Annotated in this window: 14 protein-coding genes; all 14 read right to left on the bottom strand. The window is 70.5% G+C overall.

Going from position 1 to position 17779, the window contains the following annotated elements; all coding sequences use genetic code 11:
- Position 1: 1 nt before the first annotated feature.
- The 14 genes from recQ to B079_RS0100590 all read right to left on the bottom strand — a co-directional run bounded on the left by recQ (position 2) and on the right by B079_RS0100590 (position 17769).
- Positions 2-2047, bottom strand: a complete 2046-nt coding sequence (gene recQ / locus B079_RS31090; RefSeq protein ID WP_051094928.1) for a DNA helicase RecQ — start codon at positions 2045-2047, stop codon at positions 2-4.
- Between the two features lie 173 nt (positions 2048-2220).
- Positions 2221-3870, bottom strand: coding sequence for an NADH-quinone oxidoreductase subunit NuoN (gene nuoN, locus B079_RS0100650; protein ID WP_026248224.1), 1650 nt, complete (start codon positions 3868-3870; stop codon positions 2221-2223).
- Entirely contained in the window at positions 3867-5438 is a 1572-nt protein-coding gene (locus tag B079_RS0100645; RefSeq protein WP_018543842.1) for an NADH-quinone oxidoreductase subunit M, read from the bottom strand. Before B079_RS0100645 ends, nuoN begins: the two co-directional genes overlap by 4 nt.
- A 5-nt stretch (positions 5439-5443) precedes the next feature.
- Positions 5444-7339 carry an NADH-quinone oxidoreductase subunit L gene (gene nuoL, locus B079_RS0100640; protein WP_018543841.1) on the bottom strand — a complete coding sequence of 632 codons (1896 nt, stop codon included), beginning with the start codon at positions 7337-7339 and terminating at the stop codon, positions 5444-5446.
- Between the two features lie 15 nt (positions 7340-7354).
- Positions 7355-7654, bottom strand: a complete 300-nt coding sequence (gene nuoK / locus B079_RS0100635; RefSeq protein ID WP_018543840.1) for an NADH-quinone oxidoreductase subunit NuoK — start codon at positions 7652-7654, stop codon at positions 7355-7357.
- Complete coding sequence (locus B079_RS0100630) at positions 7651-8481, bottom strand: NADH-quinone oxidoreductase subunit J (RefSeq protein WP_018543839.1); 831 nt, start codon at positions 8479-8481, stop codon at positions 7651-7653. The genes nuoK and B079_RS0100630 overlap by 4 nt, the downstream gene beginning before the upstream one ends.
- On the bottom strand, positions 8478-9080 hold the full coding sequence (nuoI, locus tag B079_RS0100625; protein ID WP_018543838.1) for an NADH-quinone oxidoreductase subunit NuoI: 603 nt from the start codon (positions 9078-9080) through the stop codon (positions 8478-8480). Before nuoI ends, B079_RS0100630 begins: the two co-directional genes overlap by 4 nt.
- Positions 9073-10437: an NADH-quinone oxidoreductase subunit NuoH gene (nuoH, locus tag B079_RS0100620; RefSeq protein WP_018543837.1), complete on the bottom strand. Its 1365-nt coding sequence runs from the start codon at positions 10435-10437 to the stop codon at positions 9073-9075. The genes nuoI and nuoH overlap by 8 nt, the downstream gene beginning before the upstream one ends.
- A complete protein-coding gene (locus B079_RS0100615) occupies positions 10434-12962 on the bottom strand; it encodes an NADH-quinone oxidoreductase subunit G (protein WP_018543836.1) in 2529 nt (842 codons plus the stop codon). Before B079_RS0100615 ends, nuoH begins: the two co-directional genes overlap by 4 nt.
- Positions 12959-14305, bottom strand: a complete 1347-nt coding sequence (gene nuoF, locus B079_RS0100610) for an NADH-quinone oxidoreductase subunit NuoF (RefSeq protein WP_018543835.1) — start codon at positions 14303-14305, stop codon at positions 12959-12961. Before nuoF ends, B079_RS0100615 begins: the two co-directional genes overlap by 4 nt.
- Positions 14305-15168 carry an NADH-quinone oxidoreductase subunit NuoE gene (gene nuoE / locus B079_RS0100605; RefSeq protein WP_018543834.1) on the bottom strand — a complete coding sequence of 288 codons (864 nt, stop codon included), beginning with the start codon at positions 15166-15168 and terminating at the stop codon, positions 14305-14307. Before nuoE ends, nuoF begins: the two co-directional genes overlap by 1 nt.
- The gene (locus B079_RS0100600; RefSeq protein ID WP_018543833.1) at positions 15165-16487 is read right to left on the bottom strand and encodes an NADH-quinone oxidoreductase subunit D; all 1323 of its coding nucleotides are present in this window, start codon (positions 16485-16487) and stop codon (positions 15165-15167) included. Before B079_RS0100600 ends, nuoE begins: the two co-directional genes overlap by 4 nt.
- Positions 16484-17218 (bottom strand): NADH-quinone oxidoreductase subunit C, encoded by a 735-nt coding sequence (locus B079_RS0100595; RefSeq protein ID WP_018543832.1) that lies wholly within the window; start codon positions 17216-17218, stop codon positions 16484-16486. Before B079_RS0100595 ends, B079_RS0100600 begins: the two co-directional genes overlap by 4 nt.
- Positions 17215-17769: a NuoB/complex I 20 kDa subunit family protein gene (locus B079_RS0100590; protein WP_018543831.1), complete on the bottom strand. Its 555-nt coding sequence runs from the start codon at positions 17767-17769 to the stop codon at positions 17215-17217. The genes B079_RS0100595 and B079_RS0100590 overlap by 4 nt, the downstream gene beginning before the upstream one ends.
- Positions 17770-17779: the final 10 nt, after the last annotated feature.

Genomic DNA, 17779 nt, shown 5'->3' with positions numbered 1-17779 from the left:
GCTAGTCCCAGTAGGGCTCTTCGTCGTCGCCGGGCCAGAGGTCGTCGTGGCCGGTGGCCGCAGTGGCCGCAGCGGGCGCGGCACCCCCGGCGGACCGAGCGGGCGCGGCGGGCTCGGGGGCGGCAGCGGGCGCCGCGTCGACCGAACTCTCCGTCCCCGGCTGCCCGTTGAGCACCGCCAGCACCCCCTCGCCGTACGTCGCGAGCTTCTTCTCGCCCACCCCGCTGATCGTGCCGAGTTCGCGCACCGAGGCCGGGCGGGCCGTGGCGATCTCGCGGAGGGTGGCGTCGTGGAAGATGACGTACGCCGGGACGCCCTGCTCCTTCGCCTGCTCGGCACGCCAGGCGCGCAGGGCCTCGAAGACGGGGACCAGTCCGGCGGGCAGCTCGGCCGCCGCGGACTTGGCCTTGCGCTCGCCCCGGCCGCCGGAGGAACGGGCCGTGGTGGGCCGCTTCGGCTCCTTGCGCAGCGGCACCTCCCGCTCGCGCCGCAGCACCGCGCCGCTCTCCTCGGTGAGCACCAGCGTGCCGTACTCACCCTCGACCGCGAGCAGCCCCTGGGCGAGCAACTGCCGTACGACGCCCCGCCATTCGCCCTCGCTCAGGTCCTCGCCGATACCGAAGACGGAGAGCTGGTCGTGGTCGAACTGGATCACCTTGGCGCTGCGCTTGCCGAGCAGGATGTCCACGATCTGCACGGTGCCGAACTTCTGGCCGCGCTCGCGCTGGAGCCGCACCACCGTGGAGAGGACCTTCTGCGCGGCGACCGTGCCGTCCCAGGTCTCCGGCGGGGTCAGACAGGTGTCGCAGTTGCCGCACGCCTCCGCGCCGGGCTCCTGGCCGAAGTAGGCGAGCAGCTGGCCGCGCCTGCACCGGGCGGTCTCGCACAGGGCGAGCATCGCGTCCAGGTGGGCGGCGGCGCGGCGGCGGAAGTTCTCGTCGCCCTCGCCGGACTGGATCAGCTTGCGCTGCTGCACCACGTCGTTGAGGCCGTACGCCATCCAGGCGGTGGAGGGCAGTCCGTCACGGCCCGCGCGGCCGGTCTCCTGGTAGTAGCCCTCGATGGACTTGGGCAGGTCGAGGTGGGCGACGAAGCGGACGTCCGGCTTGTCGATGCCCATGCCGAAGGCGATGGTGGCGACGACGATCAGGCCGTCCTCGCGCAGGAAGCGGGACTGGTGCTCGGCGCGCGTGGCCGCGTCCAGACCCGCGTGGTACGGCACCGCGGCGATGCCGTTGGCGGTCAGGAACTCGGCGGTGCGCTCGACGGAGTTGCGCGAGAGGCAGTAGACGATGCCCGCGTCCCCGGCGTGTTCCTCGCGCAGGAAGGCGAGCAGCTGCTTCTTGGGGTCGGCCTTGGGGACGATCCGGTACTGGATGTTGGGCCGGTCGAAGCTGGCGACGAAGTGGCGGGCCTCGGGGAGGTTCAGCCGCTGGGTGATCTCCTGGTGGGTGGCCCGGGTGGCCGTGGCGGTCAGGGCGATCCGGGGCACGTCCGGCCAGCGCTCGCCCAGCAGCGAGAGGTTCAGATAGTCCGGGCGGAAGTCGTGGCCCCACTGGGAGACACAGTGCGCCTCGTCGATGGCGAACACGGAGATCCTGCCCCGGGAGAGCAGGTCGAGCGTGGCGTCCACGCGCAGCCGCTCGGGGGCGAGGTAGAGCAGGTCCAGCTCGCCGGCGAGGAATTCGGCCTCGACCGTGCGGCGCTCGTCGAAGCCCTGCGTGGAGTTGATGAACCCGGCCCGCACACCGAGCGCCCGCAGCGCGTCCACCTGGTCCTGCATGAGCGCGATCAGCGGCGAGACCACGACGCCGGTGCCCGGCCTGACCAGGGCCGGGATCTGGTAGCACAGCGACTTGCCGCCGCCGGTCGGCATGAGGACCAGGGCGTCACCGCCCGCCACCACATGCTCGATGATCGCTTCCTGCTCGCCCCGGAACGCCTCGTACCCGAAGACCCGGTGCAGCGCGGACAGCGCCTCGCTCCTGGCCGCCCCGGCCTCCTCCGTCACCACTGCCATCCCACCGATCCCGCCTGTCCCACTCATCGCCTGTCCCCCGTGCGCCGCGTCCCGACCACCGCATCCACCATAGGCGCCCGCGCCGACAGCCCCGGAAGTTATCCACAGGTTCCCCCGCTCACACCCCGGCTTCCCCCGCTCACACACCACGGCCCGGCACCCGCGAACGGGTACCGGGCAGTCGTGCGAAGCGGGTCGCGTCAGCGGACGAACACGCTCGCCTGGTTCGCCAGGGTCAGGAAGTACTGCGGGGCCACGCCCAGCACCACCGTCACCGCGACACCGATCGCGATCGCCGTCGTCGTCAGCGGGGAGGGGACGGCGACCGTGGGGCCGTCCGGCTTCGGGGCGCTGAAGAACATCAGGACGATCACCCGGATGTAGAAGAAGGCCGCGATGGCGGAGGAGAGGACACCGATGACCACCAGCGGGGCCGCGCCGCCCTCCGCCGCCGCCCGGAAGACCGCGAACTTTCCGGCGAAGCCGCTGGTCAGCGGGATGCCCGCGAAGGCGAGCAGGAAGACCGCGAAGACCGCCGCCACCAGCGGGGAACGGCGCCCGAGCCCCGCCCACTGGGAGAGGTGGGTGGCCTCGCCGCCCGCGTCGCGGACCAGGGTGACCACGGCGAAGGCGCCGATCGTCACGAAGGAGTACCCGGCCAGATAGAACAGCACCGACGACACGCCGTTCTGCGACGTGGCGATCACACCCGCGAGGATGAAGCCCGCGTGCGCGATGGACGAGTACGCGAGCAGGCGCTTGATGTCGGTCTGGGTGATGGCGATGATCGCGCCGCCCAGCATGGTGATGATGGCCACGCCCCACATCACCGGCCGCCAGTCCCAGCGCAGCCCCGGCAGGACCACGTAGAGCAGCCGCAGCAGCGCGCCGAACGCGGCGACCTTGGTCGCGGCGGCCATGAAGCCGGTGACCGGCGTCGGGGCGCCCTGGTACACGTCGGGCGTCCACATGTGGAACGGCACCGCGCCCACCTTGAACAGCAGGCCCATCACCAGGAGCGCCATGCCGATCAGGAGCAGCGCGTCGTTGCCCATCGTGTCCGCGAGCGCCGGGTCGACCCCGCTGACCGTGCCGTCCACGACCTGCGCGATGCGGGTGTAGGACACCGAGCCCGCGTAGCCGTAGAGCAGGGCGATGCCGAACAGCGTGAACGCGGAGGCGAACGCGCCGAGCAGGAAGTACTTGACCGCGGCCTCCTGCGACAGCAGCCGCTTGCGGCGGGCCAGCGCGCACATCAGGTAGAGCGGGAGGGAGAGGACCTCCAGGGCCACGAACAGCGTCAGCAGGTCGTTGGCCGCGGGGAAGACCAGCATCCCGGCGATCGCGAAGAGCAGCAGCGGGAACACCTCGGTGGTGGTGAACCCGGCCTTCACGGCCGCCTTCTCGCCCTCGCCGCCCGGCACGGCCGCCGCCTGGGCCGCGAAGGAGTCGACCCGGTTGCCGTGCGCCGCCGGGTCGAGCCGCCGTTCCGCGAAGGTGAACAGGCCGACCAGCCCGGCCAGCAGGATCGTGCCCTCCAGGAAGAGGGCCGGTCCGTCGACCGCGATCGCGCCCATGGCCGCGACGTGCGCCTTCGTGGTGCCGTACCCCCCGGCCGCGAGCGCGACGACCGCCGCGAAGGCGGCGCACAGCGCGACGGCCGAGACGAACACCTGGGCGTAGTAGCGCGAGCGGCGCGGGACGAACGCCTCGATCAGCACGCCGATCAGGGCGGCGCCGAACACGATGAGCGTCGGCGACAATTGTCCGTATTCGATCTTCGGCGCCTCGATCTTCGGGATCGGGTCCGCCGCCATTGTCCACAGGCTGTGGACGGCTGTCGCACTCACTTGGCCGCCTCCACCGCGGGCTTGGGGTCCTTCTCGTGTACGTCGGACAGGGTCTGCTTGACCGCCGGGTTGACGATGTCGGTCACGGGCTTCGGATAGACGCCCAGGAAGACCAGCAGCACGATCAGCGGGGCGACGACCAGCACCTCGCGCACCCGCAGGTCGGGCATCGCGGAGACCTCGGGCTTCACCGGCCCCGTCATCGTCCGCTGGTAGAGCACCAGCGTGTACAGCGCGGCCAGGACGATGCCGAAGGTGGCGATGATCCCGATCACCGGGTAGCGCGCGAACGTGCCGACCAGGACCAGGAACTCGCTGACGAACGGCGCGAGTCCGGGCAGCGACAGGGTCGCGAGGCCGCCGACCAGGAAGGTGCCCGCGAGCACCGGGGCGACCTTCTGCACGCCGCCGTAGTCCGCGATGAGCCGCGAGCCGCGCCGGGAGATCAGGAACCCGGCGACCAGCATCAGCGCGGCCGTCGAGATGCCGTGGTTGACCATGTAGAGCGTCGCGCCGGACTGGCCCTGGCTGGTCATCGCGAAGATCCCGAGCACGATGAAGCCGAAGTGCGAGATCGACGCGTACGCCACCAGGCGCTTGATGTCCCGCTGCCCGACCGCGAGCAGCGCGCCGTAGACGATGCTGATCAGGGCCAGGACGAGGATGACCGGCGTCGCCCACTTCGACGCCTCCGGGAAGAGCTGGAGGCAGAAGCGGAGCATCGCGAAGGTGCCCACCTTGTCGACGACCGCCGTGATGAGGACGGCGACCGGGGCGGTGGACTCCTGCATGGCGTTGGGCAGCCAGGTGTGCAGCGGCCACAGCGGCGCCTTCACCGCGAAGGCGAAGAAGAAGCCGAGGAACAGCCAGCGCTCGGTGCTGGTCGCCATGTGCAGCGAGCCGTTCGCGCGGGCCTGCACGATCTCCTGGAGGCTGAAGCTCCCGGCGACCACGTAGAGCCCGATGACCGCGGCCAGCATGATCAGACCGCCGGCGAGGTTGTAGAGCAGGAACTTCACGGCCGCGTACGACCGTTGCGTGGACGCCGCCACTTCCCCGTGCTCGTGCGCACGGTCCCCGAAGCCGCCGATGAGGAAGTACATCGGGATGAGCATGGCTTCGAAGAAGATGTAGAAGACGAAGACGTCGGTGGCCTCGAAGGAGATGATCACCATCGCCTCGACCGCCAGGATCAGCGCGAAGAAGCCCTGGGTGGGGCGCCACCGCGTGCTGCCGGTCTCCAGCGGGTCGGCGTCGTGCCAGCCCGCGAGCACGATGAACGGGATCAGCAGCGCGGTCAGTGCGATCAGCGCCACCGCGATGCCGTCCACGCCCAGGTCGTAGCGGACCCCGAAGTCCTTGATCCAGGCGTGGGACTCGGTGAGCTGGTAGCGCGCGCCGCCCGGGTCGAAGCGGACCAGGACGACGATCGCCAGGGCGAGCGTGGCCAGCGAGACGAGCAGCGCCAGCCACTTGGCGGCGGTGCGTTGCCGGGCCGGTACGGCCGCGGTGGCGACGGCCCCGAGGGCCGGGAGCACCGCCGTCGCTGTCAGCAGGGGAAACGACATGGGTATCAGACCGCCCTCATCAGCAGGGTCGCGGCGACCAGCAGGGCCGCGCCGCCGAACATCGAGACCGCGTAGGAGCGGGCGAAGCCGTTCTGGACCCGGCGCAGCCGCCCGGACAGACCGCCGAACCCGGCCGCCGTGCCGTTGACCACGCCGTCCACCAGGGTGTGGTCGACATAGACCAGGGAGCGCGTCAGGTGCTCGCCGCCGCGTACGAGGACGACGTGGTTGAAGTCGTCCTGGTACAGGTCGCGGCGGGCCGCCCGGGTGAGCAGCGAGCCGCGCGGGGCGAGCGCCGGGACCGGCTTGCGGCCGTACTGCGCCCAGGCCAGGCCCACGCCGATCACCAGGCAGACCATGGTGGCGCCGGTGACGGTGAGCGCGCTCAGCGGGGAGTGGCCCTCGGCGTGCCCGGTGACCGGCTCCAGCCAGTGCAGGAAGCGCTCGCCCACGTCGAAGAAGGCACCGCCCGCGACCGAGCCGACCGCGAGCACGATCATCGGGATCGTCATGGTGCGCGGGGACTCGTGCGGGTGGGGCTCATGTCCTTCCGCATCCGGTTGCCAGCGCTTCTCGCCGAAGAACGTCATCAGCATCACGCGCGTCATGTAGAACGCGGTGACGGCCGCGCCGAGCAGGGCCGCGCCGCCGAGGATCCAGCCCTCGGTGCCGCCCTTGGCGAAGGCGGCCTCGATGATCTTGTCCTTGGAGAAGAAGCCGGACAAGCCGGGGAAGCCGATGATCGCTAGGTAGCCGAGGCCGAAGGTGACGAAGGTGATCGGCATGTACTTCCGCAGGCCGCCGTACTTGCGCATGTCGACCTCGTCGTTCATGCCGTGCATGACCGAACCGGCGCCCAGGAACAGCCCGGCCTTGAAGAAGCCGTGCGTGACCAGGTGCATGATCGCGAAGACGTAGCCGATGGGGCCGAGGCCCGCCGCGAGGACCATGTAGCCGATCTGCGACATGGTCGAACCGGCCAGCGCCTTCTTGATGTCGTCCTTGGCGCAACCGACGATCGCACCGAAGAGCAGCGTGACCGCGCCGGCCACGGTGACGACGAGCTGTGCGTCCGGGGCGCCGTTGAAGATCGCGGCGGAGCGGACGATGAGGTAGACGCCCGCGGTCACCATGGTGGCCGCGTGGATCAGGGCCGAGACCGGGGTCGGGCCCTCCATGGCGTCCCCGAGCCAGGACTGGAGCGGCACCTGGGCCGACTTGCCGCACGCGGCGAGCAGCAGCATCAGCGCGATGGCGGTGAGCCTGCCCTCGGAGGCGTCCCCGGCGCGCTCGAAGACCGGTCCGAAGGCGAAGGTGCCGAAGGTGGTGAACATCAGCATGATCGCGATGGACAGGCCCATGTCGCCGACGCGGTTGACCAGGAACGCCTTCTTCGCGGCCGTCGCGGCGCTGGGCTTGTGCTGCCAGAAGCCGATCAGCAGGTACGAGGCGAGACCGACGCCCTCCCAGCCGACGTACAGCAGCAGGTAGTTGTCGGCGAGGACCAGCAGGAGCATCGCCGCGAGGAACAGGTTGAGGTAGCCGAAGAAGCGGCGGCGCCGCTCGTCGTGCTCCATGTACCCGATGGAGTAGAGGTGGATCAGCGAGCCGACGCCGGTGATCAGCAGGACGAACGTCATCGACAGCTGGTCGAGCCGGAAGGTGACGTCCGCCTGGAAGTCGCCGACCGAGATCCAGGTCCACAGGTGCTGGATCAGCGTGCGGTGTTCGGCGTCCTTGCCGAGCAGCCCGGCGAACAGGACCAGTCCGATGACGAAGGAGGCGGTGGACAGCAGGGTGCCGATCCAGTGGCCGACGCGGTCCAGGCGCCGGCCGCCGAGCAGGAGCACGGCGGCTCCGAGCAGGGGCGCCGCGATGAGCGGCGCGATCAGGTTCTCCACGTTTCTTCCGACCCCTTACAGCTTCATCAGGCCGGCGTCGTCGACCGAGGCCGAGTGGCGGGCGCGGAACAGCGACACGATGATCGCGAGGCCGACCACGACCTCCGCCGCGGCGACCACCATCGTGAAGAAGGCGATGATCTGGCCGTCGAGGTTGCCGTGCATCCGGGAGAAGACGACGAACGCGAGGTTGCACGCGTTGAGCATCAGCTCGATGCACATGAACAAGATGATCGCGTTGCGCCTGATGAGCACGCCGGTCGCGCCGATGGTGAACAACAGGGCCGCGAGATAGAGGTAGTTGACGGGGTTCACTGCGACGCGTCCTCCGTCCGCTTGAGGTTCACCGGTTCGCTCTCCGTGCGCTCCAGGCGTTCCTGGGCGCGCTGTTCCAGTGCCTTGAGGTCACCGAGCGCCCGCGCGGACACGTCCCGGATCTGGCCGCGCTCGCGCAGGGTCGCGCTGACGGTCAGCTCGGAGGGGGTGCCGTCGGGCAGCAGGCCCGCGATGTCGACGGCGTTGTGCCGGGCGTAGACACCGGGGGCGGGCAGCGGGGGCAGGTGCTTGCCTTCGCGGACGCGCTGCTCGGCCAGCTCGCGCTGGGTCTTGGCGCGTTCGGTGCGCTCGCGGTGGGTGAGGACCATGGCGCCGACGGCGGCCGTGATCAGCAGGGCGCCGGTGATCTCGAAGGCGAAGACGTACTTGGTGAAGATGAGGGCCGCCAGGCCCTGCACATTGCCGTTCGCGTTCGCCTGGCCGGTGCCCTCGAACTGCTTCAGGGAGGCGTTGGCGATGCCGCCGACGAGCAGGACACCGAAGCCGAGCCCGCACAGCAGGGCCAGCCAGCGCTGGCCCTTGATGGTCTCCTTGAGCGAGTCCGCGGCCGTCACGCCGACGAGCATCACCACGAAGAGGAACAGCATCATGATGGCGCCGGTGTAGACGATGATCTGCACGACGCCCAGGAAGTAGGCGCCGTTGGCGAGGTAGAACACCGCCAGGACGATCATGGTCCCGGCGAGCGAGAGCGCGCTGTGCACGGCCCGCTTCATCAGGACGGTGCACAGGGCGCCGATCACCGCGACGGTGCCGAGGATCCAGAACTGGACGGCCTCGCCGGTGGAGGTGGTGTAGGCGTTCATGCCTCCACCTCCTCGTCCTCGGGCTTCTCACCCTTCGACGTGGCCACCTGGCGGACCGTGCCGGGGGCGGCCTCGGTCACCAGGCCCCGGTAGTAGTCCTGTTCGTCGGTGCCCGGGAAGATCGCGTGCGGGCTGTCGACCATCCCCTCCTCCAGACCGGCGAGCAACTGCTCCTTGGTGTAGATGAGGTTGGCGCGGCTGGAGTCGGCCAGCTCGAACTCGTTGGTCATCGTCAGCGCGCGCGTGGGGCACGCCTCGATGCACAGCCCGCACAGGATGCAGCGGGCGTAGTTGATCTGGTAGACGCGGCCGTACCGCTCGCCCGGGGAGTAGCGCTCCTCGTCGGTGTTGTCGGCGCCCTCCACGTAGATGGCGTCCGCCGGGCAGGCCCAGGCGCACAGTTCGCAGCCGACGCACTTCTCCAGGCCGTCCGGATGGCGGTTGAGCTGGTGCCGTCCGTGGAAGCGGGGAGCCGTGGTCTTCTTCTGCTCCGGGTACTGCTCGGTGAGCCGCTTCTTGAACATGGCCTTGAAGGTCACGGCGAAGCCGGCCACGGGGTTCTGGAAACCAGGTGCGGTCTCCTTCGGCTCCTCAGCCATCGGACGCCTCCTTTCCATCCGTGGTTCCGTCACTGACAGTGTCCGGCCCACCACTGACAATCAGTTCCCGCTCGGTGCGACGCGGGCGGCGCCGGGGCACCGGGGGCAGCTCCTGGCCGGGCAGCGGCGGGACGGGGAAGCCGCCCGCCAGGGGGTCGAACGCGGGCTGCTCGACCGGGACTTCGGCGGCCCTCGCCTTCTCGCGGAACATGTCGGCGACGAAGGAGAGCAGCAGCAGGGTCAGGACCCCGCCGCCGACGTAGAGGGCGATGTCGGCGAAGCCGTAGTTCTCGTTGCGCAGGACCCGGACGGTCGCGACGAGCATCAGCCAGACCACCGAGACCGGGATCAGGACCTTCCAGCCGAGCTTCATCAGCTGGTCGTAGCGGACGCGGGGCAGTGTGCCGCGCAGCCAGATGAAGAAGAACAGCAGCAGCTGGACCTTGATGACGAACCAGAGCATCGGCCACCAGCCGTGGTTGGCGCCCTCCCAGAAGGTGCTGATGGGCCAGGGGGCCCGCCAGCCGCCGAGGAAGAGGGTGGCCGAGACGGCCGAGACCGTCACCATGTTCATGTACTCGGCGAGCATGAACAGCGCGAACTTGATGGACGAGTACTCGGTGTTGAACCCGCCGACCAGATCGCCCTCGGACTCCGGCATGTCGAAGGGGGCGCGGTTGGTCTCGCCCACCATGGTGACGATGTAGAGGAGGAAGGAGATCGGCAGCAGCACGATGTACCAGCGGTCCTGCTGCTGTTCCACGATCGTCGAGGTCGACATGGAGCCCGAGTAGAGGAACACCGAGGCGAACGCGGCGCCCATGGCGATCTCGTACGAGATCATCTGCGCGCAGCTGCGCAGACCGCCGAGCAGCGGATAGGTCGAGCCGGAACTCCAGCCCGCGAGCACGATGCCGTAGATGCCGACGGAGGCGACCGCGAGGATGTAGAGCATCGCGATCGGCAGGTCGGTGAGCTGCATGGTGGTGCGGTGGCCGAAGATCGAGATCTCGTTGCCTGCGGGGCCGAACGGGATCACCGCGATCGCCATGCAGGCCGGGACGGTCGCGACGATCGGTGCGAGGACATAGATCAGCTTGTCCGCGCGTTTGACGACCACGTCCTCCTTGAGCATGAGCTTCACGCCGTCGGCGAGCGACTGGAGCATGCCCCAGGGGCCGTGCCGGTTGGGGCCGATGCGCCGCTGCATCCAGGCGACGACCTTGCGCTCCCAGACGATGGAGAGCAGCACGGTCACCATGAGGAACGCGAAGCAGAAGACGGCCTTGACGACGACCAGCCACCACGGGTCGCTGCCGAACAGCGAGAGGTCTTCAGCGGCGAGGAACGGGCTCATCCTCGGTCCTCCTTCGGGGCCTGGCCGTCGGACACCGCCGGGCCGATACGGACGAGGGAGCCGGGCCGCGCCCCGGTGTCGGAGGCGACGCCCGCGCCGGTGGAGTCCAGCGGGAGCCAGACCACCCGGTCGGGCATCTCCGTGATCAGGAGCGGGAGTTCTGTGGTTCCGGCCGGGCCGGTCACGGCGAGCGGGGCGCCGTCCTCGACGCCCGCCTCGGCGGCCGTCGCGGCCGACACGCGCGCGCGGGCGGCGTGCCGGGTTCCGGCGAGCGCGTCGTCGCCCTGCTGGAGGACGCCGAGGTCGAGCAGGAGCCGGTGTCCGGCGAGCACGGCCTCTCCGGCGGCCGGGCGGGGCAGCACCCCGGCGGTGGCCGTCGGGTCGGCGGCCGGGGCGCCGTTCCAGGCGCCGAGCCGGTCGATCTCCGCGCGCGTGGTGGCCAGGTCCGGCAGTCCGAGGTGGACGTCCATGGCGTCGGCCAGCATCTGGAGCACCCGGCCGTCGGTCGGGGCGAGACGGCGGGTCATCTGGTCGGGCTTGAGCGCGGCCTCGAAGAAGCGCACCCTGCCCTCCCAGTTGAGGAAGGTGCCGCCCTTCTCGGCCACCGCGGCGACCGGCAGGACCACGTCGGCGCGCTCGGTGACCTCGCTGGGCCGCAGTTCGAGCGAGACCAGGAAGCCGACCGCGTCGAGCGCGTCCCGCGCGCGGGCCGGGTCGGGCAGGTCGTCGACCTCCACCCCGGCCACCAGGAGCGCGGACAGCTCGCCGGTCGCGGCGGCCTCCACGATCTGCTGGGTGTCGCGGCCGTAGCGGCCCGGCAGTTCGGCCAGGCCCCAGGCGGCGGCGACCTCCTCCCGCGCGCGCGGGTCGGTGGCCGGGCGCCCGCCCGGCAGCAGCGAGGGCAGCGCGCCCGCCTCGACCGCGCCGCGCTCACCCGCCCGGCGCGGGATCCACACCAGCTCGGCGCCGGTCGCGGTGGCCGCGCGCACGGCGGCGGTCAGACCGCCCTCCACGCCCGCGAGCCGCTCCCCCACGACGATCACCGCGCCGTCGGCGCGCAGCGCCCCGGCGGCCTCGGTGCCGGGCGCCTCCAGGCCGGAGTCGCTCGCGAGCGCGTCCAGCCACTCGGGCTCGGTGCCGGGGGCGGCGGGGAGCAGGGTGCCGCCCGCCTTCTCCAGGCCCCGGGTGGTGTGGGTGGCCAGCGCGTAGACCTTCTGGCCGTGCTTGCGCCAGGCCTTGCGCAGCCGCAGGAAGACGCCGGGCGCCTCCTCCTCGGCCTCGAAGCCGACGAGCAGCACGGCGGGCGCCTGCTCCAGGGCGGTGTACGTGACGCCCGTACCGTCGAGATCGCGGCCCCGGCCCGCCACCCGGGCGGCCAGGAAGTCGGCCTCCTCACCGCTGTGCACGCGCGCGCGGAAGTCGATGTCGTTGGTGTCGAGCGCCACGCGCGCGAACTTGCTGTACGCGTAGGCGTCCTCGACGGTGAGCCGTCCGCCGGTCAGGACACCGGCGCGGGAGCGGGCGCCGCCGAGTCCGCGCGCCGCCGTGTCCAGCGCCTCGGGCCAGGAGGCGGGCTCCAGGACGCCGTCGGCGTTGCGGACCAGCGGCGTGTCGAGCCGGTCCCGCAGCTGCGCGTACCGGAACGCGAAGCGCCCCTTGTCGCAGATCCACTCCTCGTTGACCTCGGGGTCGTCGGCCGCCAGGCGCCGCATGACCTTGCCGCGCCGGTGGTCGGTGCGGGTGGCGCAGCCGCCGGAACAGTGCTCGCACACCGACGGCGAGGAGATGAGGTCGAAGGGGCGGGAGCGGAACCGGTACGCCGCGGAGGTGAGCGCGCCGACCGGGCAGATCTGGATGGTGTTGCCGGAGAAGTACGACTCGAAGGGGTCGCCCTCGCCGGTGCCGACCTGCTGGAGCGCGCCGCGCTCGATCAGCTCGATCATCGGGTCGCCCGCGACCTGGTTGGAGAAGCGGGTGCAGCGGGCGCACAGCACGCACCGCTCGCGGTCGAGCAGGACCTGGCTGGAGATGGCGAGCGGCTTGGGGTAGGTGCGCTTGCGGCCCTCGAAGCGGGAGTCGGCGTTGCCGTGCGACATCGCCTGGTTCTGCAGCGGGCACTCGCCGCCCTTGTCGCAGACCGGGCAGTCCAGCGGGTGGTTGATGAGCAGCAGCTCCATCACACCCTTCTGGGCCTTCTCCGCGACCGGCGAGGTGAGCTGGGTGCGCACCACCATGCCGTCGGTGCAGGTGATGGTGCAGGAGGCCATCGGCTTGCGCTGGCCCTCCACCTCCACGATGCACTGGCGGCAGGCACCGGCCGGGGCGAGCAGCGGGTGGTCGCAGAAGCGCGGGATCTCGATGCCGAGCTGTTCGGCGGCCCGGATGACCAGGGTGCCCTTGGGCACGCTGATCTCGATGCCGTCGATCGTCAGCGTGACGAGGTCCTCCGGCGGGACCGCCGCCTGCCCCCCGCCTGAGGGGCGTTGGCCCGCGGCGGAGCCGCTAGCAGCCTGCTGTACGGTCATGCGTTCACCTCCGGGCGGTCCGCCCAGGCCGTCGACTTGGCCGGGTCGAAGGGGCAGCCCCGGCCCGTGATGTGCTGCTCGTACTCCTCGCGGAAGTACTTCAGCGAGGAGAAGATCGGGGATGCCGCGCCGTCGCCGAGGGCGCAGAAGGACTTGCCGTTGATGTTGTCGGCGATGTCGTTCAGCTTGTCGAGGTCGGACATCACGCCCTTGCCCGCCTCGATGTCACGCAGCAACTGCACGAGCCAGTACGTCCCTTCGCGGCAGGGGGTGCACTTGCCGCAGGACTCGTGGGCGTAGAACTCGGTCCAGCGGGTGACCGCGCGGACCACGCAGGTGGTCTCGTCGAAGCACTGGAGCGCCTTGGTGCCGAGCATGGAACCGGCGGCGCCGACACCCTCGTAGTCGAGCGGCACGTCCAGGTGCTCGGCGGTGAACATCGGGGTGGAGGAGCCGCCCGGGGTCCAGAACTTCAGCCGGTGGCCCGGGCGCATCCCGCCGCTCATGTCGAGCAGCTGGCGCAGGGTGATGCCGAGCGGGGCCTCGTACTGGCCGGGGCTGGCGACATGGCCGCTGAGCGAGTAGAGCGTGAAGCCGGGGGACTTCTCGCTGCCCATGGAGCGGAACCAGTCCTTGCCGTGCTGGAGGATCGCGGGAACCGAGGCGATGGACTCCACGTTGTTCACGACGGTGGGGCAGGCGTACAGACCCTCGACGGCCGGGAAGGGCGGGCGCAGCCGGGGCTGGCCGCGGCGCCCTTCGAGGGAGTCGAGCAGCGCGGTCTCCTCGCCGCAGATGTAGGCGCCCGCGCCCGCGTGCACGGTGAGTTCGAGGTCGAGCCCGGTGCCGAGGATGTCCTCGCCGAGGAACCCGGCCGCGTACGCCTCGCGCACGGCCTCGTGCAGCCTGCGCAGGACGGGGACGACCTCGCCGCGCAGATAGATGAAGGCGTGCGAGGAGCGGATCGCGTAGCAGGCGATCACGATGCCCTCGATGAGGCTGTGCGGGTTGGCGTAGAGAAGGGGGATGTCCTTGCAGGTGCCGGGCTCGGACTCGTCGGCGTTGACGACGAGGTAGTGCGGCTTGCCGTCGCCCTGCGGGATGAACTGCCACTTCATGCCGGTCGGGAATCCGGCGCCGCCACGGCCGCGCAGCCCGGACTCCTTGACGTAGGCGATCAGGTCGTCCGGGGACATCGCGAGCGCCTTGCGCAGGCCCTCGTAGCCCTCGTGGCGCCGGTAGACGTCCAGCGTCCAGGAGCGGTCCTCGTCCCAGAAGGCCGACAGCACGGGTGCCAGCAGCTTCTCGGGGCTGGTGTCCTTGAGGTCGGGTGCCAACGTCATCACTCCCCCTCCTCTGCGGTCGGACCCGCCGGATGCGCCGGGTCGGAGGCCGAGGTGTCCTGCGGCGCGTCGTGGGAGCTGAGGTGCTCGGTGGGCGACGGGTCGTGGACCGGCTCCTCCTCGTGCGGGCCGCCGTCGCGCGGGTGGACCACGCGCGCGGGGTGCGCCTCGCCCTTGGCGAGCCGGAGCCCCACCAGGGAGGCGGGGCCCGCGCTGCCGCCCTCGGCGACGGCGCCGGGGCGCTCGTCCGGGAAGCCCGCCAGGATGCGGGCGGTCTCCTTGAAGGTGCACAGCCGGGCCCCGCGCGTGGGCTCGACGGGCTCTCCGGCGCGCAGGTCGTCGACGAGACGGGTCGCGCTGGCCGGGGTCTGGTTGTCGAAGAACTCCCAGTTGACCATCACGACGGGCGCGTAGTCGCAGGCCGCGTTGCACTCGATGTGCTCCAGGGTGACCTTGCCGTCCCCTGTGGTCTCGCCGTTGCCGACGCCCAGGTGCTCCTGAAGGGTCTCGAAGATGGCGTCGCCGCCCATGACCGCGCACAGGGTGTTGGTGCAGACGCCCACCTGGTAGTCGCCGGAGGGGCGGCGCCGGTACATCGTGTAGAAGGTCGCCACGGCGGTGACCTCGGCCGTGGTCAGGTCCAGCATGTCCGCGCAGAACCGCATCCCGGTGCGCGTGACGTAGCCCTCCTCGGACTGCACGAGGTGAAGCAGGGGCAGCAGGGCGGAGCGGGAGTCCGGATAGCGCGCGATCACCTCGCGCGCGTCCCGCTCGAGCCGGGCCCGGACGTCGTCCGGGTAGGCGGGCGGGGGCAGCTCGGGCATCCCGAGGCCGACGCCCCGCTCGGAGGAAGAGGTGGTCACCGGTCGACGCCTCCCATCACGGGGTCGATGGAGGCCACGGCGACGATCACGTCGGCGACCTGGCCGCCCTCGCACATCGCCGCCATGGCCTGAAGGTTGGTGAAGGACGGGTCGCGGAAGTGGACCCGGTAGGGGCGGGTGCCGCCGTCGGAGACGGCGTGCACGCCGAGTTCGCCCTTGGGGGACTCGACGGCCGCGTAGACCTGGCCGGGCGGGACGCGGAAGCCCTCGGTGACCAGCTTGAAGTGGTGGATCAGGGCCTCCATGGAGGTGCCCATGATCTTCTTGATGTGGTCGAGGGAGTTGCCGAGTCCGTCCGGGCCGAGCGCGAGCTGCGCGGGCCAGGCGATCTTCTTGTCGGCGACCATGACGGGCCCGGGCTGCAGCCGGTCCAGGCACTGCTCGACGATCGAGAGCGACTGGCGCATCTCCTCCAGCCGGATGAGGAAGCGGCCGTAGGAGTCGCAGGTGTCGGCGGTCGGCACCTCGAAGTCGTACGTCTCGTAGCCGCAGTAGGGCTGCGCCTTGCGCAGGTCGTGCGGGAGGCCGGTGGAGCGCAGGATCGGGCCGGTGGCGCCGAGCGCCATGCAGCCGGCCAGGTCGAGATAGCCGACGTCCTGCATGCGGGCCTTGAAGATGGGGTTCCCGGTGGCGAGCTTGTCGTACTCCGGGAGGTTCTTCCGCATGGTCTTGATGAACTCGCGGATGCGGTCGACCGCGCCGGGGGGCAGGTCCTGGGCGAGTCCGCCGGGGCGGATGTAGGCGTGGTTCATCCGCAGGCCGGTGATCAGCTCGTAGAGGTCGAGGATCATCTCCCGGTCGCGGAAGCCGTAGATCATGATGGTGGTGGAGCCCAGCTCCATGCCGCCGGTGGCGATGCACACCAGGTGCGAGGAGAGCCGGTTCAGCTCCATGAGGAGCACCCGGATGATGCTGGCCCGCTCGCTGATCTGGTCCTCGATGCCGAGCAGCTTCTCGACGGCGAGGCAGTAGGCGGTCTCGTTGAAGAAGGACGTCAGATAGTCCATGCGCGTGACGAAGGTGGTGCCCTGCGTCCACGTGCGGAACTCGAGGTTCTTCTCGATGCCGGTGTGCAGATAGCCGATGCCGCAGCGGGCCTCGGTGACCGTCTCGCCCTCGATCTCCAGGATGAGACGGAGCACTCCATGGGTGGACGGGTGCTGCGGACCCATGTTGACGACGATGCGTTCGTCGTCGGCCTTGGCCGCGGACTGGACGACCTCGTCCCAGTCGCCACCGGTGACCGTGTAGACGGTTCCCTCGGTGGTCTCGCGGCCGCTTACGGGGGGAGTGCTCACGAGTACGACCTCCGCTGGTCCGGAGCCGGGATCTGGGCGCCCTTGTACTCGACGGCGATGCCGCCGAGGGGGTAGTCCTTGCGCTGCGGGTGGCCCTGCCAGTCGTCCGGCATCATGATCCGGGTCAGGGCCGGGTGTCCGTCGAAGACGATCCCGAAGAAGTCCCAGGTCTCGCGCTCGTGCCAGTCGTTGGTCGGGTAGACGGGGACCAGGGTCGGAATGTGCCGGTCGGCGTCGGGGACGGAGACCTCGAGCCGGATCAGCCGGTTGTGGGTGATCGAGCGCAGGTGGTAGACGGCGTGCAGCTCGCGGCCCTTGTCGTGCGGGTAGTGGACGCCGCTGACGCCGGTGCACAGCTCGAAGCGGAGCGCCGGGTCGTCGCGCAGGGTGCGGGCGACGCGGACCAGGTGCTCGCGCTCGACGTGGAAGGTGATCTCGTCGCGGTCGACGACCGTCTTCTCGATGGCGTTGTCCGGGAGGAGTCCCTGTTCCTCCAGGGCGCCCTCCAGCTCGTCGGCGACCTCGTCGAACCAGCCGCCGTAGGGCCGGGTCGCCGGTCCCGGGAGGCGCACCGAGCGGACGAGACCGCCGTAACCGGAGGTGTCGCCGCCGTTGTTCGCGCCGAACATGCCGCGCTGGACGCGGATCTCCTCGCCGCCCTGGCCGCGCTGGCCGGGGAGGTTGGAGGCCGAGAGGTCCTTCTCGGGGTTGGTGCCCTCTGCGTCGCTCACCGCAGCAGCCCCTTCATCTCGATCGTGGGCAGGGCCTGGAGCGCGGCTTCCTCCGCCTCGCGGGCGGCTTCCTCGGCGTTGACGCCGAGCTTTCCGCCCTGGATCTTCTTGTGGAGCTTGAGGATCGCGTCGATCAGCATCTCCGGGCGGGGCGGGCAGCCGGGCAGATAGATGTCGACCGGGACGATGTGGTCGACGCCCTGGACGATCGCGTAGTTGTTGAACATGCCGCCCGAGGAGGCGCAGACGCCCATGGAGATCACCCACTTGGGGTTGGGCATCTGGTCGTAGACCTGGCGCAGCACCGGCGCCATCTTCTGGCTGACCCGGCCCGCGACGATCATCAGGTCGGCCTGGCGCGGTGAGCCGCGGAAGACCTCCATGCCGAAGCGGGCGAGGTCGTAGCGTCCGGCTCCCGTGGTCATCATCTCGATGGCGCAGCAGGCCAGTCCGAAGGTGGCCGGGAAGACGGACGCCTTGCGCACCCACCCCGCGGCCTGTTCGACGGTGGTCAGCAGGAAGCCGCTCGGCAGCTTTTCTTCGAGTCCCATGTCGTATGGC

The organism is Streptomyces sp. LaPpAH-108, from assembly GCF_000373625.1.
Classification (GTDB): domain Bacteria; phylum Actinomycetota; class Actinomycetes; order Streptomycetales; family Streptomycetaceae; genus Streptomyces.
The sequence above is the reverse complement of the archived record's forward strand: the minus strand, read 5'-3'. Positions and strand labels throughout refer to the sequence as shown.